Raw genomic sequence first — 21679 nt, 5'->3', positions numbered from 1 at the left:
GGCATAAAAAATCCTCCCGGTGGGTTGGTCCGGAAGGAGAAAGGTTGTCTCTATCTATTAAGCGATGGAATTAACAGCCTTGGATAAACGGCTCACTTTGCGGGAAGCAGTGTTCTTGTGATAAACTCCCTTTGTGGTAGCCTTGTCGATCTCAGAAGTGGCAGCCAGCAGAGCAGCCTGGGCAGCAGCCTTGTCCCCAGCAGCAACAGCAGCTTCAACCTTCTTAACCATAGTTTTAACCTTAGACCGGATCGCTTTGTTTCTAGCAGCTTTCGTCTCGTTTACTAAAATTCTCTTCTTAGCAGATTTAATGTTAGCCAATGAAATACACCTCCGTTTCTTCATGAATAATTATCTTTGTGTTTTCCATCAAAGCCTGGACACGGACAGTTCAATGTAAACATACCTTTGTATTTTAGCCAATTCAGAAGGAAAAGTCAATATCTAAATACATATTTTAGGGAGGTTTTTGGAAAAATATTGGTAAGCGTGCAGGCGGCGGCAAAATTGGCCGTCCGGACGATTGAAAATGTTCCTTAAATAAAATGTGCGAAAGGCGGATACGGTAAATGGAAGAGATGGAAAAGAGCAGAATCGGGCAGTTTGAGGTGCGGACGGACCTGGCTCTGGAGGAGCGGGAGAGTTTTGAGGGAGACGGCGGGGAGGTCTCCGGCGTGTCCCTAAAGGAGTGGGACCGCAAACAGACGGGTGTCAAGCTGACGGAGGTCCGGATTTTAAATGAACAGGGCGCAAAGGCCATGGGAAAACCCATGGGCACCTACCTGACCCTGGAGGCGGACCGGCTGTCCAAAAAGGACGACGAGTACCACAGCGAGATTTCCGACGAGCTGGGGACCCAGCTGAAAAAGCTGATGGACCAGATGTTAAAAGGCCAGGAGCGGGAAACGCTCTCAGTGCTGGTGGTCGGACTGGGAAATCCTTCCGTCACGCCGGATTCCCTGGGGCCCCGGGTGCTGAACAACCTCCAGGTGACCAGACATCTGACCGGGGAGTACGGGGAGGATTTCCTGAAAAAGCGGGACCTACCCGCCATCAGCGGCATTACTCCGGGGGTAATGGCTCAGACCGGAATGGAGACCGCTGAGATTTTGAAGGGGATCATCCACCAGACCCGGCCCCAGATGCTGATTGTCATCGACGCCCTGGCGGCCAGGAGCGTGCGCAGGCTGGGGACCACCATCCAGCTGACGGACACGGGGATCCACCCAGGCTCCGGAGTGGGAAACCACCGGCACAGCCTGACAAAGGACAGTCTGGGAATCCCGGTGCTGGCCATCGGCGTGCCCACGGTGGTGGGGGCCGCGGCCATTGTCCACGACACGGTGTCCGCCCTGATTAACGCCCTGTCCCAGAGCGAGAGCACAAAGGCCACCGGCAAATGGGTGGGGGATATGGACTCGGAGGAGCAGTATGAGCTGATCCGGGAGCTGCTGGAGCCGGAGTTCGGGCCGCTGTACGTGACGCCGCCGGACATCGACGAGACGGTGAAGCAGCTGAGCTTCACCATCTCTGAGGGGATTCACAGGGCGGTGTTTTAAGGGTGTGTTTTTAATCGCAGGATGTGTGCTTAAGGTGCGAGCGCGTTTAAAGCTGGGGGCATTTGAGGCGTGGGTGTATATAAGTTGCGGGTACGTTTAAGTTGCGGGTGCGTTTAAGGCGCGGGGCGCGCATAACAAGTGCGGTCAGGCACCAGGTCGTTTCCGCCGTGAAAGGATCCGGTCCGCGCAGCTGAGCAGGTATGGGCGGCCGTCAGAACGGGCGCGTTCCAGATATTCTTCCAGCAACGGGGAATGGACGTCTTCCAGCACAGTCAGGGCCGCCATACGCTGGTATTCCTGCATCTCGGCGTGGCAATCCCGGTCCCAAAACCAGGCGGCATAGTCCTCCACCCTGTCCGGCTGCAAAGCGGGCATTTCCAACAGCGCTCTCCGGGAAACGTACTCGTCCTCATCTCGGACAAATGCTTCCAGGAAGCGCCTGGCCTGGTCGTGGTCTTTCATCCCATGCAGCCGGGATGCCAGCTGCCACCTGGCCTCCGGATCTGAACTTTGCAGGGCCAGATGGCAGACCTTTACAAACCAGACATCGTGTTCAGAGAGAGTTTGAGCGAGGATCTCGCATTCATTGTCCCGGGCAATTATATATAGAAGCGGGGCCAGCTCATCCGCGGTAAAATCCTCAGGGCGCAGCCGGTTAAGCGCTTCTTCAAATGCGGCGTAGACCGCATCCCAACCGTTGTAACCGGTTTCCCATTCTCCGCCGATATCACCGGCGATATGGCAGGGAAAGGTCAATTCCGACCACTTCTTGAATTTTTCAATTTCAACCAGCAGCCTGTTCATCTGTGGCTCCCTGCCTTTCATCATTTCTTATCAACTGCCGATGTGCAGAATTGAAAAAGCGGGTTGAGAATCCGGGTATCCGGATTACAACCCGCATGGGACTTACCGGGAGGGACAGCCTCCGCAGGCCGCGCAGCCGCCTGTCAGGCCGTCCGCCGCGGTGCCGAATACCTGCTCGTGGAGCCTGCGCCCGGTGGGGGTGGCGGCCAGGCCGCCCTCGGCTGTTTCCTTGAGAGCGGTGGGCATGGTGTCGCCCACCTTTTTCATGGCCCAAATGACCTCGTCGGCGGGGATGGCGCTCTCGATTCCGGCAAGGGCCAGCTCAGCGGCCACAAAGGCCCCGGCCACGCCGGAGGCGTTGCGCTTGATGCAGGGGATTTCCACCAGCCCGGCCACAGGGTCGCAGACCAGGCCCAGAATATTTTTCAGGGCGATGGCAACGGCGTGGGAGATCATGGCCGGGGTGCCGCCCGCCAGCTCGGTGATGGCTGCGGCCGCCATGGCCGCAGCGGAGCCGCACTCGGCCTGACAGCCGCCCTGGGCTCCGGCCAGGCTGGCGTTGTTGGCGATGACGATGCCCACCGCGGAGGCGGTGAACAGGGCCATGACGCAGTCACGCTCCGGGATGTCCCGCTCCTCCTGCATAGTCAGCAGGGCGGCGGGCAGGATGCCGCAGCTTCCGGCGGTGGGCGCGGCCACGATGCGGCCCATGGAGGCGTTCAGCTCAGAGACCGCCAGCGCCCGGTACAGCGCGCCGGAGAGCAGGGAGCCGGTCAGGCTCCTGCCGGACTTTGAGACCTGGCTCATCTTGTAAGCGCTGCCTCCGGTGAGGCCGCTGGTGCTGCGCAGGTCCGGGGCGCAGCCGGGTTCAATGCAGGAGGCCATGACCCGGTACGTCTCCTCCATATGCCGGTAGATTTCATCCTCGCTCAGCTCCATCTGCTCCGCCTGCTGCATCAGCACCAGACGGGAGACCGGCAGGCCGGATTTCTCAGCCGCCGCGATCAGGGAGGAGAGGGTATTGTAAGTAAATTCGATTTCCATGGGAAAATTCCTTTCCGTAGTTGTAAGATTGTCTGCCGCCCGGTAAGGGGCGGAATTGGTGAGGGTGAGCCCGTGCCGGTGTCTGATCCGCTGTTTGCCGGCCGGGCCGGGAGCTCCGGCAGCGGAGGGGATTCCCGGCCGCAGGGAGAAGTTCCGGCCACGGCTGGATTTCCGGCCGCAGAGAGAAGTTCCGGCCGCGGCGGGATTTCCGGCCGCAGAGAGAAGTTCCAGCCGCGGCGGGGCCTCCGGCCACGCCGAAAAACTCTCCCGTCAGATGGGCTGGAGCATGGTGCTGGAGAAGATGTTGGGCAGAACCTGCACCTTGTCGTTGAGCTCCTGCCCGAAGCTGCCGTCGATCTCGATGGTCATAACAGCCTGTCCGCCCTTCTGCTCACGGGACAGGCGGAAGTTGCAGATGTTGACTCCGGCATCGGCCAGTACCTCGGTGACGGAGGCGATGGTGCCGGGGGCGTCCCGGTGGAGCACGATGAGGGTGGTGTGCTGCCCGGTGATGGACACGTCCATGCCGTTGATCTCGCGCACCAGAATGTTGCCGCCCCCGATGCTGCTGCCCAAAAGGATTACCGTGCGTCCGTCCACATCGGTGAGAATCACCCGGGCGGTGTTGGGGTGGGCGCCGTCAATGTCGCCGGTGGTGATGTTCACCTCAAGGCCCTTCTCGCGGGCCAGCTCCGGGGCCAGACGGATACGCGGGTCGTCGGTCTCCATGCCCATGATGCCTGCGATCAGCGCCTTGTCGGTGCCGTGGCCCTTGTAAGTCTTGGCAAAGGAGCCGTGAAGCAGGATGTCCGCTTTCACCGGTTCGGTGCCAAGGAGCGTTCTGGCGATGCGCCCGATCCGCGCCGCTCCGGCGGTGTGGGAGCTGGAGGGGCCGATCATCACGGGCCCCAGGATGTCGAATACATTCATATGTTTATCTGCCTTTCTGTTTATTTTCGCGAAGGGCTATGGGCCTGGGTCCTGGCGATCCGCCTGGTCCGGGCGGCAGCCTGCGGGGGAAATGCCGCGGCGGTTGGCATTGGCTCTTGCGAAACGTATGGGCTGTCCGCCTGCTGCGGGCAGGGGAGGCCGTGGGCCGGTTTTTGCAGGCAGTTTTTGAGAAAACGCCCGATTGGTTGGATGTAAACCGGCATCCTTTATTATAGCCTAAAAAACGTTGCCGGAAAAGGATGTAAACGGAAAAAACGGATAAAAAAGGAATAAAAATCCGCGTCGGATTCCCGGAAAGGTGTTTTTGTGCGGCGGCCGCGGCGTCAATGGCAGATGGCTGGGTTTTCTGCCAGGGATCTCCTAGTGTAATTGCCATATTTTTTATGTTATCCTATGTTTGTAACAGAAATGTAAAAATTATGTAACAATACAGGAGGCAAAACATGAGAAAATTACCATTATATGCAATGACGGCCCTGGCGGCCATGACAATGACCGGAACCATGGCGATGACATCCCAGGCGGCGGTGCTGACTTACGTGGTTGGGGGGAGCGGTTCTTACGGCTGCGATTATGGGAATGGACAGGTGATTGGCTGGGGAAATATGAGACCGGATGGAAATGGGCCGCAGATTGTGTTCCCGGATTTTAATGTTCCGAATATGCCGGATAACAATATGCCGGTGTTCCCGGATATGGAGCTGCCTGTGCTGCCGGACGGCGGGAATTCCCAGCTGCCGGATATCGGGGTGCCGTCCCAGCCGGATCAGAACGGCAGCGTGAGCGCTTATGCTGCGAAGGTGGTGGAGCTGGTGAACGCGGAGCGCGCAAAGGCGGGGCTTCAGCCGGTGAAGGCGAACAGCCGGATGATGGGGGCCGCCGAAGTGAGGGCGAAGGAGATTGAGCGGTCTTTTTCTCATACCAGACCGGATGGGAGCGGGTTTAGTACGGTTTTGACGCAGAATGGGGTGAGCTTCCGCGGGTCGGGGGAGAATATTGCGTATGGACAGCCTACGCCGGAGGCGGTGATGGAGACTTGGATGAATAGCGCGGGGCATCGGGGGAATATTTTGAATGGACAGTTTACGGATATTGGAGTGGGGTATTATGAGAATGGAAGTGGAGTGGGGTATTGGGTGCAGGTGTTTACATACTAGGATTTGAATGGAGAGGTGTGCTTGGGCATGCCTCTTCTTTTTTGGGGGTTTTTAGATGCATCCGGGCGTGAGCGGCAGGGGAGCGGGGGCTGAGGTTCCGGGGCTCCGCGGTGGCAGCGTCTAAGACGGAATCGGCGCGAAAAGGCGGGCACCGCTCCGAGCTCCGGCGCCGGCTTGATGCCGGCCCCTCCGCCTACGCTTTGCTCCGGGCTTTGAGAGCCCTGCGCAATCCCGCCTTTTCACACCGATTCCGCCTAAGACGCTGCGAACCGCTACACAGTCACCTCCGCCCCCGCTCCCCTGCCGCTCACTCGCTGGGGGTCGAGAAGGGCGATGGGGGTGGGACGGGGAGGTTGCGAGGGGCTATGGAGTTGCTTTGGCAGACACGTTTTTGCCGTTGAATTGCTGGGGGAGAGGGAGCAAAAAAGGAGCCTCTGGTCGGGGGTGGGGGACTTGAGGCTCCTTTTTTGCTCTAGGGGGTGGGGGAGAAGAGGTCTAGGGCGGTTTTTAGTTCGGGGTGGTGGGTGGCGGCGGTGGTTAGGGGGGTGTGGGTTAGGGCGGCGGTGATGGCTTGGGACATGGCGCGGACGCCGGCGGCGGGGCCTTGGGGGTGGCCTTGGATGGCGCCTCCGGCGGCCAGAATGATGTCGGTGCCGAAGTCGTCGATAAAGCGCTGGACCATGCCGGGGTGGACGCCGCCGCCGCAGATGGGCATGGTGGGCTTTAAATGGCAGCAGGGCAGGCTTAACTGGTGGGCGGTTTTGAAGTATTGCTGCCGGGTCAGGGGGTAGCCGCCGTAGGGGGTGTTCATCATGACCAGGTCGGCTCCGGCCATACGGGGGAATTTTCCGATGGACAGGTGGGAGCTGAGACCGCTGTTCAGGCCCTCGTTGCTGATTCCGCTGGCCGCGTAGTGGCCCATGACCGGGATGGGGATCTGCTCGGAGATGGCGCGGAAGGTGCTGTAGCCTACGGTGGAAAAGCATAACATCACGGCTTTGGCTCCGGCTTCTAAGACGGCGCTTAGGGTGTCCTTGAGACGGGCGGAGGAGTCGGTAATGTTGCAGATGTAGATGGTCTCCTTGCCGGTTTTTTCGTAGGCGGCTTTGGCGGCTTCGTTGTAGGCTTTGACCCGCTTGGCTGCGGGGCAGAAGTCCAGGTTTGCCAGAAGCTCGTCGTCCTTGATGAAGTCTACGCCGCCCAGGGCGGTTTCGTAGAAGATTTTGGCTCCGGCTTCGGGGGTCAGGCCGGTGCAGGGCTTGATCATGTTGAGAAGGAGCGGGCGGTCCCAGACGCCGGTCAGCTCACGCAGGCCCTGGATGCCGAATTTGGGGCCTTTGAAATGGCTGAGAAAGGCTTCAGGGAGCTGGAGGTCCACCAGCTTTACCTGGGCGCTGGTGGAGGCGTCGTTGCCCAGCAGGGTGGTGAACATCATGGGAAACTGGGGGCCGAAGTTTACGGTGGGGTAGGCGATCTGGATGAAGTAGGTGCGCAGGCCGTCGCCAATCTGGGTGCTCAGCTCGCAGGGCGGGGCGTCCAGAATATTCACGACACGGCCCATGTGCTTTTCACGCATCTCGTCGGTGACGCCGGGCACCGGCACCCATGTGCCAACGGTCTGCCCTACGGCCATGGTTTCCGCTTTTTTCACCACATCCACCGACGGATCCAGCTGGATATAGTAGGTGGCCAGGGCGTAATCCTGGTCCCGGACGTGTTCCGGGAGAACGAACAGGGATGGATGGCTCATCGGATTTCCTCCTTTTGGGATTTGCAGCTGCCGGATTGGGGGGAGGCAGCGTTTTTCCGGCTGCCGAACAGTGGCAGGACGGTGCGTATGATCGCGTTGAAACGGTCTGCGTCCCAGGCGCTTCTGCCGATAAACAGGCCGTCTATGTGGGGCATCTGAATTAGAAGGGGAGCGTTTTCGGGGTTTACGCTGCCGCCGTAGAGCACCGGGATGTCCAGGCCGGTTTCAGGGCCGAAGAGCTCGGACAGAGTTTCCTTGATCACGCGGTGGCGCTCGTCGGCGTAATGCTCGTCCGCCGGGACGCCGTTTACGCCGATGGCCCAGACTGGCTCGTAGGCGATCCAGAGGTTGGCGGCCTGCTCTGCGGTGATGGAGTGGAGGCCGATTTTCAGCTGGGCGCGCAGCGTTTCGTCGCTGAGGCCGTAGGCTTTGTCCTCGGCGGTCTCGCCGATGCATAGAAGGGCGGTGAAGCCGGAGGAGATGGCCTTGGCTACTTTTTTCTCTTCCTGGCGGTCCGTCTCGCCGAATACGTGGCGGCGCTCAGAGTGGCCGATCATGGCCAGGTTTACTCCGATTTCCTGCAGCATGACGGGGGAAATCTCCCCGGTGAACTGGCCTTCATCCTCCCAGCCCATGTTTTGGGCTCCGACCCGGATCCGCCCCCGGACACGGTCCGCGAGGCGGATTCCAGGGAGGTGTAGGACGGAATGACAAACAGCTCCAAATGGTCCGCCGGGATATCCGCCGTCAGCTGGTCCAGGCGGGAGAGAAAGACGGTGGTGTCGGAGATGGTCTTATACATTTTTGTGTTGGTTCCCATGTAAAGCCGGTCTAAACGTTTCATATGTACCCTCCATCCGCTGCCGGTCAGGCCCCGGCCTTCATATTGTGATGTTCCAGCTCGTTAATCGCCGCCACTTTGGGGGTAGAGGAGCCATCCTTGAACTCCAGGGTCAGCCATTCGCCCAGAATTTTCTTGGCCAGCTCCACGCCGATCACACGCTCGCCGAAGCAGATCACATTGCCGTTGTTGCTGAGCTTTAAACGCTCGCCGGAAAAACTGTCGTGGCAGACGCCTGCGCGGATGCCGGGGAATTTGTTGGCGGTCATGGCCATGCCAAGCCCGGTGCCGCAGATCAGAACTCCTTCCTTAGTATAACCGCTGTCAATGATGGCCTGGCAGGCCTTGGCAGCCACGTAGGGATAGTAGATCGGATCGTCCGGGCTGTCGCAGCCCATGTCCTCCACCGTGTACCCTGCTGCTTCCATGTACGCTTTAAGCTGATTCTTCATGCTGACGGCCGCGTTGTCACAGCCGATGACTATGGTTTTCTTCATCTGGAAATCCTCCTTGCGATACGGTCTTGTTAAACCCATATTAGCACAGGAAAACCCTACAATCAAGACAAAAACAAAATAAAATATGGTATTTTTTGAGTTTTGGATCAAAAATAAGGTATAAATCATGTAAAAAATGTGCGTTTTCGCCTTAAAACAAATATAAATCAAGAAAAACAAAATTATTAAGGCGTAAAATAAAAACAAACAAAAATAAATAAACAAAATTATGATAAAAAGTATTGTTAAAACGAAAAGAATATGATACAATATACCCAGAAATTTTCGAGAAAGTTTTTTGTATTTTCATGAATTCACTAAAACAATATTAAGGAGAATTTGAAAAAATGCTGAGAAAAGAGCTGATCAGACTGGATGTGGAAGCAAAAACAGCTGAAGAGGCGCTGCGGATCATGGCCGGACTGTTTGTGGAGTCCGGGGTTGCCAAACCCAGCTATCCGGATGCCATTGTAGCCCGGGAGGCCCAGTACCCCACCGCGCTGCCTGCCACCGCGTTTGATATTGCGGTGCCCCACACATTTGCGGAGCATGTAAACGAGCCCGCCATGGGCATCTGCGTGCTGAGAGAACCGGTGGAGTTTCACCAGATGGGCTCGCCGGAGATCACCCTTCACCCGCGCCTGCTGTTTATGCTGGCGATTACCGATCCCAAGGACCAGATCAAGCTGCTGCGCAAGATCATGAAGCTGATCCAGAACCCGGAGGCGTTAAATCAGATCCGGGAGGCCGGGGATGTGGACGAAGTTTATTCTATTGTGAACCCGCAGCTGTTTTAACCCGCGGAGCACAGTGGAACAACTATAATATTTATCTCAGAAAGGAAGGTTTTATCTATGGGAAAGAAAAGTATCAAATTATTAACCGTGTGCGGCTCGGGCATTGTGACATCTTCGATGATTGCCAACAAGCTGACGGAGATGTTCGAGGACGAGGGCTATGAGGTTTCCGCGATGGAAGCCAATCCCAGCGAGATGGGAACTTATCTTGCGCGGGACAAATATGATCTGGTCGCCTACGCAAGCCCCATCGACGAGGATGAGTTAAACGGCACACCGGCTCTGCCCGCCATCGGTCTGATCACCGGATTGGGAGAGGATGAATTTTTGGAAAAAGCACTGGAGATCTTCAAAGCAGCTGGAAAGTAACTGTGGAAAGATAAGGGGGATAAACCATGGATATGTTTTTTGGAGCAGTAAAGGCATTCTTTGACACATTTAGCGCAGTCGTATTCGTTCCTATGATTATGTTCGTCATCAACCTTGCGTTTAAGGTAAAGCCCAAAAAGGCTTTTATCTCCGCATTGTCAGCCGGTGTCGGCCTGCAGGGCTTTAACCTGGTAATCGGAGCCTACGGTCCCATCATCGAGCCGATCATCACCCGCATGGTTGAGACCAGCGGCGTGAACCTGCCGGTATACGATGCGGGCTGGCCCAATACCTCGGTTGTGGCGTACTCCACACAGGCCGGTATGGTGTTCGTGGTAATCGCAATCCTGCTTCAGGTAGGACTGTTCCTGTCCAGATACACCACCGTTTTCCAGGCGGGCGATCTGTGGAACAACTATTCCTACTTCTGCTGGGGTTCCATGCTGTACGTTCTGACCGGCAATATGTTCCTTGCCATCTGCCTGATGACCATGCAGCTGTTAATCACCCTGCTGATCACCGAGGTGATCGCCAAGAGATGGTCCACCTACTATGGCTATCCCGGCTGTTCCATCGCTTCCTTACATACGGCCACGGTGGCGGTGATCGCCATCCCGCTCAACTGGCTGCTCAACAAAATGGGCCTGTACAAGATCCAGATGGATCCCAACGGCATGCGTAAAAAACTGGGAATCATCGGCGAGCCCATGACCCTGGGCCTGATCCTTGGTATCCTGATCGGCTTCGTGGGCAACATTACCAGAATCACCCAGCTGGCTGCCTGGGGCGAAATCCTCAGCTGCGGCGTTGCGACTTCCGCTGTTATGTCCGTGTTCCCGAAGATCTCTTCCATTTTCTCCGGCGCATTTACGGCTCTGACAGAGGCTTCCAAGAAAAAGACCAAAGGATTCAAGGGCGAGTGGTACCTGGCAGTAAACGACGCTACCGGTTACGGCGAGACTGCAACCCTGGTTTCCGGCCTGCTGACCATGCCCATCATCCTGCTGCTTGCGTTCGTTCTGCCCGGCAACACAACTCTGCCGATGGTAGACCTGGTTGCGATTCCTTACGTGATCCAGCCCATCGTGGCAATGTCCAACGGCAACGTGGTGAAATCCGTCATCGGTTCCACCATTGTATGTATCATCTTCCTGTATATCTGCTCCGCCTGCGGCAGCACATTTACGGAGGTTGTGAAGGTGGCCGGCGGCTCCCTGGGTTCCGGCGGCGCAATGATGGTTACGTCCTTTATTATCATCGGACAGCCCATCGGTTACCTGACCTTCCTGATATTCGCCAGCCAAAATCCGATCCTAATCGCGCTTCTTGTGGCGGTCTACGCGGTTTCCTACGTGCTGATCCGCAAGAACAAAGAGAAGATCTACGCGGCTCTGGAGAATCAGGCTCTGAATCCCGGAGGGATTGCATCTGCTGCACAATAGGGATAACAGCATAATTCGATGAATGACTGAAAATGCTGCACTGTTTAAACGGCAGTGCAGCATTTTTGACCACGGACTTTTCCCGTGGAGAACAGATTGGCTTTGAGGAGGAGACAAACATGGTTACACATCAGGGAAATCCGGTGTCCAAAGGCGCGGCGGTGGGCAGGGTTTACAAGTACGTTCCCTACCAGGCCGTGGTGGAACAGACCAGCATCCGCCCGGAACAGGTGGAGGAGGAGTTAGCCGCCTACCAGGCCGCCAGGGAGCGGGCCGGAGCCGAGCTTTCCGCCATGCGGGAGCGGCTGGGAGAGGGCGACGCGGACAAGGCGGCGATCCTTGGGGCTCACGCGGAGATTCTGGCCGATCCGGCGCTGGATGAGATGGTGTCCGGGCTGATCCGGGACGAATATTACAATGTGAAATGGGCGGTTGACCGTGCATTTTCCAAGTTTATCAAGATGCTGAGCCGGGTGAAGGACGACATGATCCGGGAGCGCATCGCGGATATGAAGGATGTGCGGCTTCGCCTTCTGCGCAGCTGCGACGGAGCCGGGGAGGTAAACTTAGGCGCGCTCACGGAGCCTGTGGTCGTGGTGGCCCAGGATCTGTTCCCGTCGGACACCGCTTCCCTGAAACGTGAGATGGTTCTGGCCATTGTGACGGAGGTTGGAGGGGCTACCTCCCACACCGCGATCATTGCCAGGAGCTATGAGATTCCGGCCCTTTTGGGCGTGAGCGATGCCATGAACCTTCTGACGGACGGACAGGTAGTGGGCGTTGACGCCATCGACGGAGTCCTGGCCACGGATTTGTCCCCGGAGGAGACTGCGGCCCTGGAGAAGAAGGGCGAAGCCTGCCGGATTCACGCCCGGGAGACGAAAAAATACCAGGGCGCAGAGCCGGTTACCAGGGACGGTGTCCGCATCGACGTGGAGCTCAACATCGGTTCCGCCTCCCCGGAGGAGCTGGAGGCCGCCTGTTTCACCGACGGCGTGGGCCTGTTCCGATCTGAATTCCTCTACATGGGCCGGGATACCCTGCCCGGGGAGGACGAGCAGGTGGAGATTTACACCAGGGTTCTGAAGGCCTTTGAAGGGCGGCCGGTGACTCTGCGGACTCTGGACATCGGCGGGGACAAGAAGCTGGACTGCCTGGAGCTGCCGAAGGAAGAGAACCCCTTCCTGGGAAACCGGGCGCTGCGCCTGTGCTTCACCTACCCGGAGATTTTTAAGACCCAGCTTCGGGCCGCGCTGAGGGCCGCCGTGGCGGGGGATCTTTGGATCATGTTCCCCATGGTGGGCAGCATGGACGATATCCGCAGGGCAAAAGCCGCGCTGCGGGAGGTTGGGGAGGAGCTGAAGGCCGAGGGTAAACCCTTTGGAACCGTCAGGACCGGCATCATGATCGAGATTCCCTCCATCGCGCTGATCGCGGACATGGCGGTCCGGGAGGTGGATTTTGCCAGCATCGGCACCAACGATCTCTGCCAGTACGCCACCGCGGTGGACCGCATGAACCCGGCGGTCAGCACGTATTACCAGAAATACCACCCGGCCATGTTCCGCCTGATCCGCACGGTGGTGGAGACCTTCAACCGGGCGGGTAAACCCATCTGCGTGTGCGGGGAGCTGGGCGGAGACGAGCTGGCCGCGGCCGTGCTGGTGGGCCTGGGGATGAGAAAACTGAGCATGGGGCGGGCCTTCGTGGCCCAGACCAAGAAGATGATCACCGGCATGACCATTTCCCGCGCCCGGGAGATCGCCTGCAGGGTATGCGACATGGAGACCGCGGCTGAGATTCAGGAGTACCTGACAAGCGAGCTGCAGGACATTTTATAAATCGATAGGAAAGAGGTAAATACAGTTATGGTAAAAGGGACTACGGTAATTAAGAATAAGACAGGGCTTCACGCCCGCCCGGCTTCTGATTTTGTGCAGGCGGCCGGCAAATTCAGCTCCAGCATCACGATCCGCAGAGTGGACGAGGAGGACGATGAGGCCAACGCCAAGAGCATTATCTTCCTGCTGTCCCTGGGATTGTGCCAGGGGGAAGAGGTGGAGATCACGGCCAAGGGCGACGACGAGCAGGAGGCGGTGGACGCGCTCATTGCGCTGATCGATTCCGGATTCGGCGAGTGAGAAACCAGTAAAAATCAGAGAGGTTGATTGCATATGAGAATGGTGTTTAACTTTAAGATGTCCCTGGAGGACTACCACCAGATGATGGTGAGCCGGACATTTGGAAATTCCTGGATAAGGCGGATTATCCTGTTGGTGGTGTGGCTGGTATTTACCGGCCTGATCGTCCTGGATCTGACCGGTGTGATCGAGCTGACCCGGATCGTCCATGTGTGCGCCCTGCTGGTGGCCGTGTCCTTCCCGGCCGCTGTTATCACCATGGAGATCAACGTTTCAAAGTACAAGGACGCGTATCTGTCCGGATTTAAGGCCGAGCGCCAGATCGTGGCGGACGAGGAAGGTCTGACCTTCTGCAACCGGTCCACCGGCGAGTCGGGCAGCAACCCGTGGGGCGAGGTGACAAAGCTGGAGGAGCTTAAGGACGTGTTTGTGATCCAGCTGAACCGGAGAGAGGCTGTCATTCTGCCCAAACGCGGCATGGGAAACACAAAAAAGGTGGATCAGTTTAGGGAAATGGTCAAGGAAAAGATTCCGGAGCGTTTTTATCCCCTGAAGCGCTCTGTATTCCGGTAAAGCGGGACAGACGAAAGAGCCGGAATCCCATACCCGGGGTTCCGGCTTTTTGCGGTCAAATATCCGTTTTCGGGCTTCGGTTCTCTGGCCCATCTACTCGTTCTGCGCCTCGTACACCGCCACATTGTGGCTGTTCAGAAAATCCACCCACTGGCTGCTCAGCTTCCGGTCCGTCACCAGGCCGGTGATGGCGTCGAAGTCCGTGATGTGGATGAAGCTGGTCTTGTCAAATTTCGAAAAATCGGCCACCAGATACACTTCCTTGCTCCGCTGGGCTAAGGACTGGCGGACGGCGGCCACGGATTCCAGGGAATCGGTGATTCCGTGCTCCATGGACAGGCTGCGGCAGGACATGAAGGTCTTGTCCAGATAAAAGGTTTCCAGACAGGCCTGGGTGCTGAGGCCGTTGAAAGCTTTTTCCCTCGGAGTATAGTTGCCGCCGATGGCGATAAGATGAATATTGGCTTTGTCACACAGCTCGTTGATAATCATCAGGGAGTTGGTCACCACAGTCAGGCGCATGTCGCTTATGGCCTTGGCGATGGTCAGGGTGGTGGTGGAAGAATCGAGAAAGATGGAGTCGCCGTTGTGGATCAGCTCCCGGCATCGGGAGGCGATGGCCTGTTTGTTCTTCAAATAGGCGGTTTCGCGGATGGATAAGTCAATGTTGTTCTCGACGCCGTCCTGTATGAAGGCGCCGCCGTAAGTGCGGGTCAGAAATCCCTCGCTCTCCAGCTGTTTTAAGTCCCTGCGGATCGTCTCCTCGGTGACGGAGAAAATCTTGGCCAGTTCGGTGACGGTTACGCTCTTTTTTTCCAGTACAATATCTTTAATTTCGGATTTACGGGTTACGGCAAGCATATAGCCTCCTTTTTATGGAGATATCCATAAAGATTTTCTTTTATTATAGCATAAAGAAAAGAAAACTCAAATAGAAAATGCGTTTACAAGCTGTTGTTTGCTGGCAAATACAAAAGAAATATATTAAAAAATTGGCAAAAACAAAAAGAATCAAAAACAATCAAAAACAAAATGTTGACAAAACAATACAAACACAATATAATATGGTTATCAGCCCGTGCGGACCCAGGTCCGAAGCGCGGGATTGAGAATGTTTCGTGTTGGTTGAGGAGATAACTTTTTAGAGAGCAGAGGTGAGTGAAAACATGATGACGATTCAGGGCATGAAATACAAATCGGACTTCGAGGCGAAGAAGGCGATCCTGGATATCGGGCGGCGAATGTACGCCAAGGGCTTTGTCGCATCCAACGACGGCAACATCAGCTGCCGGGTGGGGCCCAACACCATCTGGACCACGCCCACAGGGGTTTCCAAGGGTTTCATGACCCAGGACATGCTGGTGAAAATGGATCTGGACGGAAAGGTGCTGATGGGGCGGTTAAAACCGTCCTCGGAGATCAAGATGCACCTGCGGGTCTACCAGGAGAACCCCAGGCTGCAGGCGGTGACCCACGCCCATCCGCCCATGGCTACGTGCTTTGCCATTGCGGGCCAGCCCTTGGACGCGGCGATTCTGACCGAGGCCATTCTGAGCCTGGGCACCATCCCGGTGGCCCGGTACGCGACTCCGGGAACCCAGGAGGTGCCGGATTCCATCGCTCCCTTTGTCAACCACTATAACGGGGTGCTGCTGGCAAACCACGGAGCGCTTACCTGGGGAGACGACATTTACCAGGCGTTCTACCGCCTGGAGTCGGTGGAGTATTACGCCACCATCCTTATGTACACCGGAAATATCATCGGCCAGCAGAACCATCTGTCCTGCGAGCAGGTGGACCGGCTGCTGGAAATCCGCAAGAACATGGGCATCACCGGCGGGGGCGTCCCGCCCTGCATGAACGGCGGCCAGCTGACGAAGGTCTGCGAAAGCTGCGCGGCGGCTGGGGAGAAACCGGCTGCGGCCGGAGCGGAGCTGGCAGGAGTTTCTTGTGGGAACTGCGCGGCGGCCGGAGGGAAAACGGCTGTGACCGGAGCAGAGCTTGCAGGCGTGCCCTGCGGGAGCTACGCGGCGGTCGGAGGAAAACCGGCAGTGACCGGAGCAGAGCGGACGGCAAGCCCCTGCGGGAGCTGCGCGGCGGCCGGAGAGACACAGACCGGACCGCAGGCGACGCTTAAAGGCGTGACGCCGCTGGTGCGGCCGGGAGATTCCGGGAAGATGTCGGGCGGCGGTTTGGGCGCGGGAGCCGGTTTGGCAAATGCGGCAGCCGGTCCCGGCAGCCCGTCCACCGGTCCCGGCCCCGAGGACAAGGAAGCCTTGATTGCGGAAATCGTAAGGCGGGTTGTGGGACAGCTGAAGGCATAGGGGAGGTTGCAGATGGAGATAGAGACCAGGGATATTGAACGCATCGTGCGCCAGGTCATGGCGGCGATGGAGCAGCAGGGAACAATCGCCGGGGGAGCGTACCCGCCCGCGCCCGGCACCCCGGGCCCCCGGGGCGATAACGGAGTTTTCGAGCGGGTGGAGGACGCCATCGGCGCCGCCTACGCGGCGGGGCGGGAGTGGGCCTTCCATTATAAAGTGGAGGACCGCAGGCGGGTGATCGAGGCCATCCGCGTGATGGCCAGGGAGAACGCGCGCACACTGGCGCAGATGGTGCGGGACGAGACCGGCATGGGCCGGATGGAGGACAAGGTTGAAAAGCATCTGGCAGTGGCGGACAAGACGCCCGGCGTGGAATGCCTGACCACGGACGCCATTTCCGGGGACGGGGGGCTGATGATCGAGGAATACGCGCCCTTCGGGGTGATCGGGGCCATCACACCCTCCACCAACCCCACGGAGACGGTGATCCACAACACCATCAGCATGATTGCAGGCGGAAATTCCGTGGTGTTCAACGTGCACCCGGGAGCGAAAAAGTGCTGCGCCTTCTGTCTGCAGCTGCTGCACAAGACCATTGTGGAGAACGGCGGGCCTGCCAATCTGATCACCATGCAGCGGGAACCCACCATGGACGCTGTGAACAAGATGACCTCCAGCCCCAAGATCCGCCTGATGGTGGGAACCGGAGGCATGGGGATGGTGAACGCCCTGCTGCGCTCCGGCAAAAAGACCATCGGCGCAGGGGCGGGCAATCCGCCGGTGATCGTGGACGACACGGCGGATGTGAAGCTGGCCGCCCGGGAGCTTTACTGGGGCGCTTCCTTTGACAACAACCTGTTCTGCTTTGCGGAGAAAGAAGTGTTCGTGATGGAGGCGTCCGCGGACGGACTGATCCGCGGTCTGGTGGAGCAGGGCGCCTATCTGCTCACACCGGCCGAGACCGAGGCCATCGTGAAGCTGGCCCTGATCCAGAAGGACGGGAAATACGAGGTCAACAAGAAATGGGTGGGCAAGGACGCAGGTCTGTTTTTGAAGGCCATCGGCGTTTCAGGGCATGAGAACACCAGACTTTTGATCTGCGACGTTCCCAAATGCCATCCCTACGTGATGGTGGAACAGCTGATGCCGGTGCTTCCCATCGTGCGCTGCCGCACCTTTGACGAGTGTATTCAGTGCAGTGTGGAGGCGGAGCAGGGAAACCGCCACACCTCCAGCATTTTTTCCACCAACGTCTACAATATGACAAAATTTGGAAAAGAAATCGAGACGACCATCTATGTGAAAAACGGGGCCACCCTGAGGGGGCTTGGCATCGGCGGGGAAGGACACACCACCATGACCATCGCGGGTCCCACAGGCGAGGGCCTGACCTGCGCCAGAAGCTTTACCAGGCGCCGCCGCTGTATGCTGGCGGAGGGCGGCCTGCGGATCATCTAGGGAGGTGAGACGGTATGGCCATCGGCTTTCTGGAGTGCGCCGGGTACGGCGCGGTGCTGTACGCCATGGACAGGGCGTGCAAGGCGGCGGATATTGAGATCATCGGCATCGACACCATCAACCCCAAGGACGCCTCCGCGTTCATCCCGCTGACGGCCCAGGTGAAGTTCGCGGGCAGCGTGGACGACGTGAAGGTAGCCTGCGAGGTCGCCCGCAGAGCCGCGCTTAAGCTGAACCGGCCGGAGGATGTGCTGGTGGAAGTGATCGAACGGCCCTACGACGGGACAAAAGCGTTATCGTGTATCTCAAAAGTGAAATTTCAAGAAGAGGCGGAGTGATCAGGGACCGCTATAAATCAGGAGGAAAAAAATTATGGCAGCAACAGCGATTGGAATGATTGAGACAAGAGGGCTGACCGCGTCCATCGAGGCGGCGGACGCCATGCTGAAAGCGGCGGATGTGGAGATGGTGGGCACGGAGAAGATCGGCTCCGGTCTGGTGACCGTGATTGTGACCGGCGAGGTGGGCGCGGTGAAGGCAGCCACCGAGGCGGGGGAAGCGGCGGCCTCCCGGATCGGCGAACTGGTGGCGGTTCATGTGATTCCCAGACCTCACGACGACATCCGGAAAATTCTGCCGGGGCTTAAGTGAGAGCTTGCGTGACCGGTGGATGGCGGCAGACCAATGGCCGGCGGCGCTGGGGCAGATCGACCGGACGGCGGCCTGTACAGGCATAGACGAGCAGAGATAGGGGCGTGATCAATTTGAGGCAGAGCGCCATAGGTGTATTGGAGGTCAGTTATTTTGCCAACACGGTGGTGGTGGTGGATCAGGCGCTTAAGGCCGCGCAGGTGGAGCTGGTGAGCTGCCACAAGCGGCTGGGCGGCAAGATGTGCCACACGGTGCTGGCGGGCTCAACCTCCGGCGTGGAGGCGGCCATGGAGGCTGCCAGGGCCGCCGGCAGGATCGTGGGGGAACACAACGTCAAGGTGGCGGTGACCATCAGCAATCCCCACCCCCAGGTGTTGAAGCTTTTGAACATGATTGAAAGCCATGAGGCGGAAAAAGCCGCAGCCGGAGAAAAACAGACGGCAGCGGATCACAAGACAGGGGAAAATCCCCGGGATTTAAAGCGAGAGAGGAGAACAAAAAATGGCAGAGGGAATTAAAAGAGGAATGCTGGCGCTGGGAATGATCGAGACGAGAGGACTGACCGCGTCCATCGAGGCGGCGGACGCCATGCTGAAGGCGGCGGACGTGGAGCTGGTGGGCACGGAAAAGATCGGCTCCGGCCTGGTGACCGTGATGGTGCAGGGAGATGTGGGCGCGGTGAAGGCCGCAGTGGAGGCCGGTCAGGAGTCCGCTTCCAGAATCGGCGAGCTGGTGGCGGTCCATGTGATCCCCAGACCCCACGGTTCCGTGGGCGCAATTCTGCCCTTTTTGAAATAAACTGCAGCGCAAAAGAACGGAGCGATTTAAATGTGGGATAGAGAGAACATGGCGGCCCTTGTGGCAGAGCTGGTGGCCGCCCAGGTCCGGGAGTTTGCCGGTGGGTATTACCAGGTGCCGGTGGGAATATCAGCCCGCCACATTCATCTGACCAAGGAGGCTGTGGAGGCGCTGTTTGGCCCCGGCCACCGGTTGAGGCCCATGAAGCCGTTGAGCCAGCCGGGCCAGTTTGCCTGCGAGGAGCAGGTGGAGTTGACAGGCCCCAGAGGTTCCATCGCCAGAGTGCGGGTGCTGGGCCCGGAGCGCCCGGCCAGCCAGGTGGAGCTGTCGGGAACGGACTGCCTGAAGCTGGGAATCGACGCGCCCGTGCGCACCTCGGGGCAGCTGTCGGGCACGCCGGGAATCACGGTTAAGGGACCGGCGGGCGTTCTGGAGCTGAGCGCAGGTCTCATAATCGCGGATCGCCATATCCATATGACGCCGGAGGACGCGCGCTGGTTTGGCGTGGAGGACGGGGAGCGGGTATCGGTCCGGGTGGGCGGCCCCAGGGGCGGCCTCATGGGCCAGGTGGTGATCCGGGTTTCGGAAAAGGGACGGCTGGATTTTCACGTGGACACGGACGACGCCAACGCGTTCCGGCTCAAACAGGGCCAGCTGCTGGAACTGGTAAAGGAGGGAACCAGATGATTTTGGGAACAATTCGCGGTACGGTGGTGTCGACCCGGAAATGCCGGAACCTGGTGGGGTTTAAGCTGTTGCTGGTGGAACCCTATTTCGGGGACAAGTCCCAGCTGTTTGTGGCGGCTGACACCATCGGCGCGGGCATCGGCGAGCTGGTGTTGGTGACCACGGACGAGACCACCCAGCACGCGCTGGACCGCTCGGCTCCGGTGGACGCCTACGTGGTGGGGATTGTGGATGCCCCGCCTCAGCTGGGCAAATAAGGTTGAAATCATATCTGAAGCAGGAGAGAAGGAATCGATATGGGCAGAGAGAGAATTAACGCGGTGACGACCAGCTTTTTCGGCAGAGGCTCCATCGGGCTGCTGCAGGGCGAGCTGAAAAAGCGCGGCTACCGCAGAGGGCTGATTGTGACGGACCGGTTTCTGTTTGAGCACAAGGCGGCGGACCGGGTGGGAGAGCAGATACTGGCGGCGGGAGCGGAGTACGCCGTTTTCTATCTGGTCCAGCCCAACCCCACCATCCAGGTGGTGAATGACTGCATCCAGGCGGCCAGGGCCCTGGAGGTGGATTTTCTGGTGGCGGTGGGCGGCGGCTCGGCCATCGACACGGCCAAAGCGGTGAGCATCGTCATCGCCAACGGCGGCCGGGTGGAGGACTACGAGGGCGTGGATTTGTCCGCCCGGCCCGGACTTCCCATTGTGGCGGTGAACACCACGGCGGGCACCGGCTCGGAGGTGACGTCCTTCTACATTGTGACCAACCCGGCCACCCACTCCAAGATGTGCATCATGGACACCAACTGCATGGTGAGCATTGCAGTCAACGACGTGGACTTCATGATGACCATGCCGCCGGGGCTGACGGCCTCCACGGGGATGGACGCCATGACCCACGCCATCGAGGCTGTGCTGTCCGTCCGGGCCACGCCGTTTACGGACAAGGACGCCATGTGGGCAATCCGCGTGATCAAGGATTATCTGCCTGCCGCCGTGAAGGACGGGCAGGACGTGAAGGCCAGGGAGATGATGGCCTACGTCGAGTACACGGCGGGTATGGCTTTTTCCAACGCGGGGCTGGGGATCGTACACGCCATGGCCCATGCCTTGGGCGGACATTTTAACCTGCCCCATGGGATTTGCAACAGCGTGTTGTTGCCTTACGGGATGAGGTTTAACGGGAAATCGGCCGAAACCTGTGGACGCTTCCAGCGGATCGCTGAGGCGCTTGAGCTGCCGGGGGCGGCGAAAATGGCGGATGGGAAGGCGGCGGAGGCGTGTGTGAGATATGTTCGTACCTTTTCGAAAGCTTTGGGGATGCCGCAGACGCTGAAGGAGCTTAGGGGGGTGGATCCGGAGAAGTTTGGGGAGTTGGCGGATTTGGCGGTGAGGGATTTTTGTATGGGGGATAATCTGGTGAGGGCTGACAGGGAGCAGGTGATGAGGGTTTATGGGGAGGCTTGGAAGGGAGGGGATTGATGCATCCGTTCGTGAGAGTCAGGGGAGCGGGGTCTGGGGTTCCAGGGCTCCGCGGTGGCAGCGTCTAAGGCGGAATCGACCCGAAAAGGCGGGCACCGCTCCGAGCTCCGGCGCCGGCCTGATGCCGGCCCCTCCGCCTACGCTTTGCTCCGGGCTTTGTAAGCCCTGCGCAATCCCACCTTTTCGCGCCGATTCCGCCTAAGACGCTGCGAACCGCTACACAGTCACCCCAGCCCCCGCTCCCCTGACTCTCACCCGCTAGGGGTCGAAAGCACTCCCTCAACTTCCTCCCCTGGGGTGGCGGAAAGGAGGGCCGCTGGGGTTTGGGTTGTATTCGTACTATGTTCCGACCTTAAGTTGATAA

The 21679-nt window shown here is 58.6% G+C and carries 24 protein-coding genes and 1 pseudogene; 17 read left to right on the top strand and 8 right to left on the bottom strand.

Going from position 1 to position 21679, the window contains the following annotated elements; genetic code table 11:
* Positions 1-57: 57 nt before the first annotated feature.
* Entirely contained in the window at positions 58-321 is a 264-nt protein-coding gene (gene rpsT, locus ACK2JC_RS05035; protein ID WP_024736925.1) for a 30S ribosomal protein S20, read from the bottom strand.
* A gap of 248 nt (positions 322-569) precedes the next feature.
* Between rpsT and gpr the strand changes: the two genes are divergently transcribed.
* Positions 570-1559: a GPR endopeptidase gene (gene gpr, locus ACK2JC_RS05030; protein ID WP_330391375.1), complete on the top strand. Its 990-nt coding sequence runs from the start codon at positions 570-572 to the stop codon at positions 1557-1559.
* 144 nt (positions 1560-1703) lie between these two features.
* Here the strand turns inward: gpr and ACK2JC_RS05025 are convergent, their stop codons facing one another.
* From ACK2JC_RS05025 to sdaAB, 3 genes are all read right to left on the bottom strand, one after another.
* Positions 1704-2363, bottom strand: coding sequence for a hypothetical protein (locus ACK2JC_RS05025; protein WP_320938592.1), 660 nt, complete (start codon positions 2361-2363; stop codon positions 1704-1706).
* A 102-nt stretch (positions 2364-2465) separates the two neighbouring features.
* Positions 2466-3407: an L-serine ammonia-lyase, iron-sulfur-dependent, subunit alpha gene (sdaAA, locus tag ACK2JC_RS05020; protein WP_320938593.1), complete on the bottom strand. Its 942-nt coding sequence runs from the start codon at positions 3405-3407 to the stop codon at positions 2466-2468.
* 270 nt (positions 3408-3677) lie between these two features.
* Positions 3678-4337, bottom strand: coding sequence for an L-serine ammonia-lyase, iron-sulfur-dependent subunit beta (gene sdaAB / locus ACK2JC_RS05015; protein WP_107434427.1), 660 nt, complete (start codon positions 4335-4337; stop codon positions 3678-3680).
* 464 nt (positions 4338-4801) lie between these two features.
* Here sdaAB and ACK2JC_RS05010 point away from each other — a divergent pair, with 464 nt between their 5' ends.
* Positions 4802-5515, top strand: coding sequence for a CAP domain-containing protein (locus ACK2JC_RS05010; protein ID WP_227169177.1), 714 nt, complete (start codon positions 4802-4804; stop codon positions 5513-5515).
* A 472-nt stretch (positions 5516-5987) separates the two neighbouring features.
* Here ACK2JC_RS05010 and ACK2JC_RS05005 read toward each other — a convergent pair whose 3' ends face one another.
* From ACK2JC_RS05005 to ACK2JC_RS04995, 3 genes and pseudogenes are all read right to left on the bottom strand, one after another.
* Positions 5988-7265, bottom strand: a complete 1278-nt coding sequence (locus tag ACK2JC_RS05005) for a RuBisCO large subunit C-terminal-like domain-containing protein (protein WP_320938594.1) — start codon at positions 7263-7265, stop codon at positions 5988-5990.
* Positions 7262-8109, bottom strand: a pseudogene (locus ACK2JC_RS05000) (triose-phosphate isomerase). Before ACK2JC_RS05000 ends, ACK2JC_RS05005 begins: the two are co-directional and overlap by 4 nt.
* Before the next feature lie 23 nt (positions 8110-8132).
* Positions 8133-8603: an RpiB/LacA/LacB family sugar-phosphate isomerase gene (locus ACK2JC_RS04995; protein ID WP_092361856.1), complete on the bottom strand. Its 471-nt coding sequence runs from the start codon at positions 8601-8603 to the stop codon at positions 8133-8135.
* 347 nt (positions 8604-8950) lie between these two features.
* Between ACK2JC_RS04995 and ACK2JC_RS04990 the strand changes: the two genes are divergently transcribed.
* The 6 genes from ACK2JC_RS04990 (at position 8951) to ACK2JC_RS04965 (ending at position 13925) form a co-directional block, all read left to right on the top strand.
* Positions 8951-9400, top strand: coding sequence for a PTS sugar transporter subunit IIA (locus tag ACK2JC_RS04990; RefSeq protein WP_107434423.1), 450 nt, complete (start codon positions 8951-8953; stop codon positions 9398-9400).
* Positions 9401-9457: 57 nt separating this feature from the next.
* Positions 9458-9769, top strand: a complete 312-nt coding sequence (locus ACK2JC_RS04985; protein WP_024736918.1) for a hypothetical protein — start codon at positions 9458-9460, stop codon at positions 9767-9769.
* 26 nt (positions 9770-9795) lie between these two features.
* Positions 9796-11211 (top strand): PTS transporter subunit IIC, encoded by a 1416-nt coding sequence (locus ACK2JC_RS04980; protein ID WP_227169173.1) that lies wholly within the window; start codon positions 9796-9798, stop codon positions 11209-11211.
* A 119-nt stretch (positions 11212-11330) separates the two neighbouring features.
* Positions 11331-13052 carry a phosphoenolpyruvate--protein phosphotransferase gene (gene ptsP / locus ACK2JC_RS04975; protein WP_320938596.1) on the top strand — a complete coding sequence of 574 codons (1722 nt, stop codon included), beginning with the start codon at positions 11331-11333 and terminating at the stop codon, positions 13050-13052.
* A gap of 27 nt (positions 13053-13079) precedes the next feature.
* On the top strand, positions 13080-13352 hold the full coding sequence (locus ACK2JC_RS04970; protein ID WP_092361850.1) for an HPr family phosphocarrier protein: 273 nt from the start codon (positions 13080-13082) through the stop codon (positions 13350-13352).
* 33 nt (positions 13353-13385) lie between these two features.
* On the top strand, positions 13386-13925 hold the full coding sequence (locus ACK2JC_RS04965; RefSeq protein WP_007710052.1) for a YcxB family protein: 540 nt from the start codon (positions 13386-13388) through the stop codon (positions 13923-13925).
* Positions 13926-14018: 93 nt separating this feature from the next.
* On the opposite strand, the gene ACK2JC_RS04960 is transcribed toward ACK2JC_RS04965, so the two are convergent.
* Positions 14019-14786, bottom strand: coding sequence for a DeoR/GlpR family DNA-binding transcription regulator (locus tag ACK2JC_RS04960; protein WP_092361846.1), 768 nt, complete (start codon positions 14784-14786; stop codon positions 14019-14021).
* Positions 14787-15091: 305 nt separating this feature from the next.
* On the opposite strand from ACK2JC_RS04960, the gene ACK2JC_RS04955 reads away from it, so the two are divergent.
* From ACK2JC_RS04955 to ACK2JC_RS04915, 9 genes are all read left to right on the top strand, one after another.
* Complete coding sequence (locus tag ACK2JC_RS04955; RefSeq protein ID WP_118754946.1) at positions 15092-16249, top strand: class II aldolase/adducin family protein; 1158 nt, start codon at positions 15092-15094, stop codon at positions 16247-16249.
* Between the two features lie 12 nt (positions 16250-16261).
* Positions 16262-17707 carry an aldehyde dehydrogenase family protein gene (locus ACK2JC_RS04950; RefSeq protein WP_368271020.1) on the top strand — a complete coding sequence of 482 codons (1446 nt, stop codon included), beginning with the start codon at positions 16262-16264 and terminating at the stop codon, positions 17705-17707.
* Positions 17708-17721: 14 nt separating this feature from the next.
* The gene (locus ACK2JC_RS04945) at positions 17722-18045 is read left to right on the top strand and encodes a BMC domain-containing protein (protein WP_092361842.1); all 324 of its coding nucleotides are present in this window, start codon (positions 17722-17724) and stop codon (positions 18043-18045) included.
* A gap of 34 nt (positions 18046-18079) precedes the next feature.
* The gene (locus ACK2JC_RS04940) at positions 18080-18358 is read left to right on the top strand and encodes a BMC domain-containing protein (RefSeq protein ID WP_092361840.1); all 279 of its coding nucleotides are present in this window, start codon (positions 18080-18082) and stop codon (positions 18356-18358) included.
* 104 nt (positions 18359-18462) lie between these two features.
* Positions 18463-18876: a BMC domain-containing protein gene (locus tag ACK2JC_RS04935; protein WP_092361838.1), complete on the top strand. Its 414-nt coding sequence runs from the start codon at positions 18463-18465 to the stop codon at positions 18874-18876.
* Positions 18860-19156, top strand: coding sequence for a BMC domain-containing protein (locus tag ACK2JC_RS04930; RefSeq protein WP_007710069.1), 297 nt, complete (start codon positions 18860-18862; stop codon positions 19154-19156). The genes ACK2JC_RS04935 and ACK2JC_RS04930 overlap by 17 nt, the downstream gene beginning before the upstream one ends.
* Positions 19157-19186: 30 nt before the next feature.
* Positions 19187-19843 carry a phosphate propanoyltransferase gene (locus ACK2JC_RS04925; protein WP_320938069.1) on the top strand — a complete coding sequence of 219 codons (657 nt, stop codon included), beginning with the start codon at positions 19187-19189 and terminating at the stop codon, positions 19841-19843.
* On the top strand, positions 19840-20100 hold the full coding sequence (locus ACK2JC_RS04920; protein WP_092361836.1) for a EutN/CcmL family microcompartment protein: 261 nt from the start codon (positions 19840-19842) through the stop codon (positions 20098-20100). The genes ACK2JC_RS04925 and ACK2JC_RS04920 overlap by 4 nt, the downstream gene beginning before the upstream one ends.
* Positions 20101-20139: 39 nt before the next feature.
* Entirely contained in the window at positions 20140-21315 is a 1176-nt protein-coding gene (locus ACK2JC_RS04915; protein WP_320938070.1) for an iron-containing alcohol dehydrogenase, read from the top strand.
* The last annotated feature ends 364 nt before the right edge of the window (positions 21316-21679 follow it).

This window comes from Enterocloster lavalensis (assembly GCF_046603895.1).
In the GTDB taxonomy this organism is placed as follows: domain Bacteria; phylum Bacillota; class Clostridia; order Lachnospirales; family Lachnospiraceae; genus Enterocloster; species Enterocloster lavalensis.
The sequence above is the reverse complement of the archived record's forward strand: the minus strand, read 5'-3'. Positions and strand labels throughout refer to the sequence as shown.

Coding starts and splice junctions, on each gene's coding strand:
- ACK2JC_RS04980 (WP_227169173.1), top strand. CDS start 9,796: ATGGATATGTTTTTTGGAGCAGTAAAGGCATTCTTTGACACATTTAGC.
- ACK2JC_RS04950 (WP_368271020.1), top strand. CDS start 16,262: ATGGAGATAGAGACCAGGGATATTGAACGCATCGTGCGCCAGGTCATG.
- ACK2JC_RS05010 (WP_227169177.1), top strand. CDS start 4,802: ATGAGAAAATTACCATTATATGCAATGACGGCCCTGGCGGCCATGACA.
- ACK2JC_RS04960 (WP_092361846.1), bottom strand. CDS start 14,786: ATGCTTGCCGTAACCCGTAAATCCGAAATTAAAGATATTGTACTGGAA.
- ptsP (WP_320938596.1), top strand. CDS start 11,331: ATGGTTACACATCAGGGAAATCCGGTGTCCAAAGGCGCGGCGGTGGGC.
- ACK2JC_RS04915 (WP_320938070.1), top strand. CDS start 20,140: ATGGGCAGAGAGAGAATTAACGCGGTGACGACCAGCTTTTTCGGCAGA.
- ACK2JC_RS05005 (WP_320938594.1), bottom strand. CDS start 7,265: ATGAGCCATCCATCCCTGTTCGTTCTCCCGGAACACGTCCGGGACCAG.
- ACK2JC_RS04970 (WP_092361850.1), top strand. CDS start 13,080: ATGGTAAAAGGGACTACGGTAATTAAGAATAAGACAGGGCTTCACGCC.
- ACK2JC_RS04990 (WP_107434423.1), top strand. CDS start 8,951: ATGCTGAGAAAAGAGCTGATCAGACTGGATGTGGAAGCAAAAACAGCT.
- ACK2JC_RS04955 (WP_118754946.1), top strand. CDS start 15,092: ATGATGACGATTCAGGGCATGAAATACAAATCGGACTTCGAGGCGAAG.
- gpr (WP_330391375.1), top strand. CDS start 570: ATGGAAGAGATGGAAAAGAGCAGAATCGGGCAGTTTGAGGTGCGGACG.
- ACK2JC_RS04965 (WP_007710052.1), top strand. CDS start 13,386: ATGAGAATGGTGTTTAACTTTAAGATGTCCCTGGAGGACTACCACCAG.
- ACK2JC_RS04985 (WP_024736918.1), top strand. CDS start 9,458: ATGGGAAAGAAAAGTATCAAATTATTAACCGTGTGCGGCTCGGGCATT.
- ACK2JC_RS04930 (WP_007710069.1), top strand. CDS start 18,860: ATGGCAGAGGGAATTAAAAGAGGAATGCTGGCGCTGGGAATGATCGAG.
- ACK2JC_RS04925 (WP_320938069.1), top strand. CDS start 19,187: ATGTGGGATAGAGAGAACATGGCGGCCCTTGTGGCAGAGCTGGTGGCC.
- ACK2JC_RS04920 (WP_092361836.1), top strand. CDS start 19,840: ATGATTTTGGGAACAATTCGCGGTACGGTGGTGTCGACCCGGAAATGC.
- ACK2JC_RS05025 (WP_320938592.1), bottom strand. CDS start 2,363: ATGAACAGGCTGCTGGTTGAAATTGAAAAATTCAAGAAGTGGTCGGAA.
- ACK2JC_RS04995 (WP_092361856.1), bottom strand. CDS start 8,603: ATGAAGAAAACCATAGTCATCGGCTGTGACAACGCGGCCGTCAGCATG.
- ACK2JC_RS04945 (WP_092361842.1), top strand. CDS start 17,722: ATGGCCATCGGCTTTCTGGAGTGCGCCGGGTACGGCGCGGTGCTGTAC.
- sdaAB (WP_107434427.1), bottom strand. CDS start 4,337: ATGAATGTATTCGACATCCTGGGGCCCGTGATGATCGGCCCCTCCAGC.
- ACK2JC_RS04940 (WP_092361840.1), top strand. CDS start 18,080: ATGGCAGCAACAGCGATTGGAATGATTGAGACAAGAGGGCTGACCGCG.
- sdaAA (WP_320938593.1), bottom strand. CDS start 3,407: ATGGAAATCGAATTTACTTACAATACCCTCTCCTCCCTGATCGCGGCG.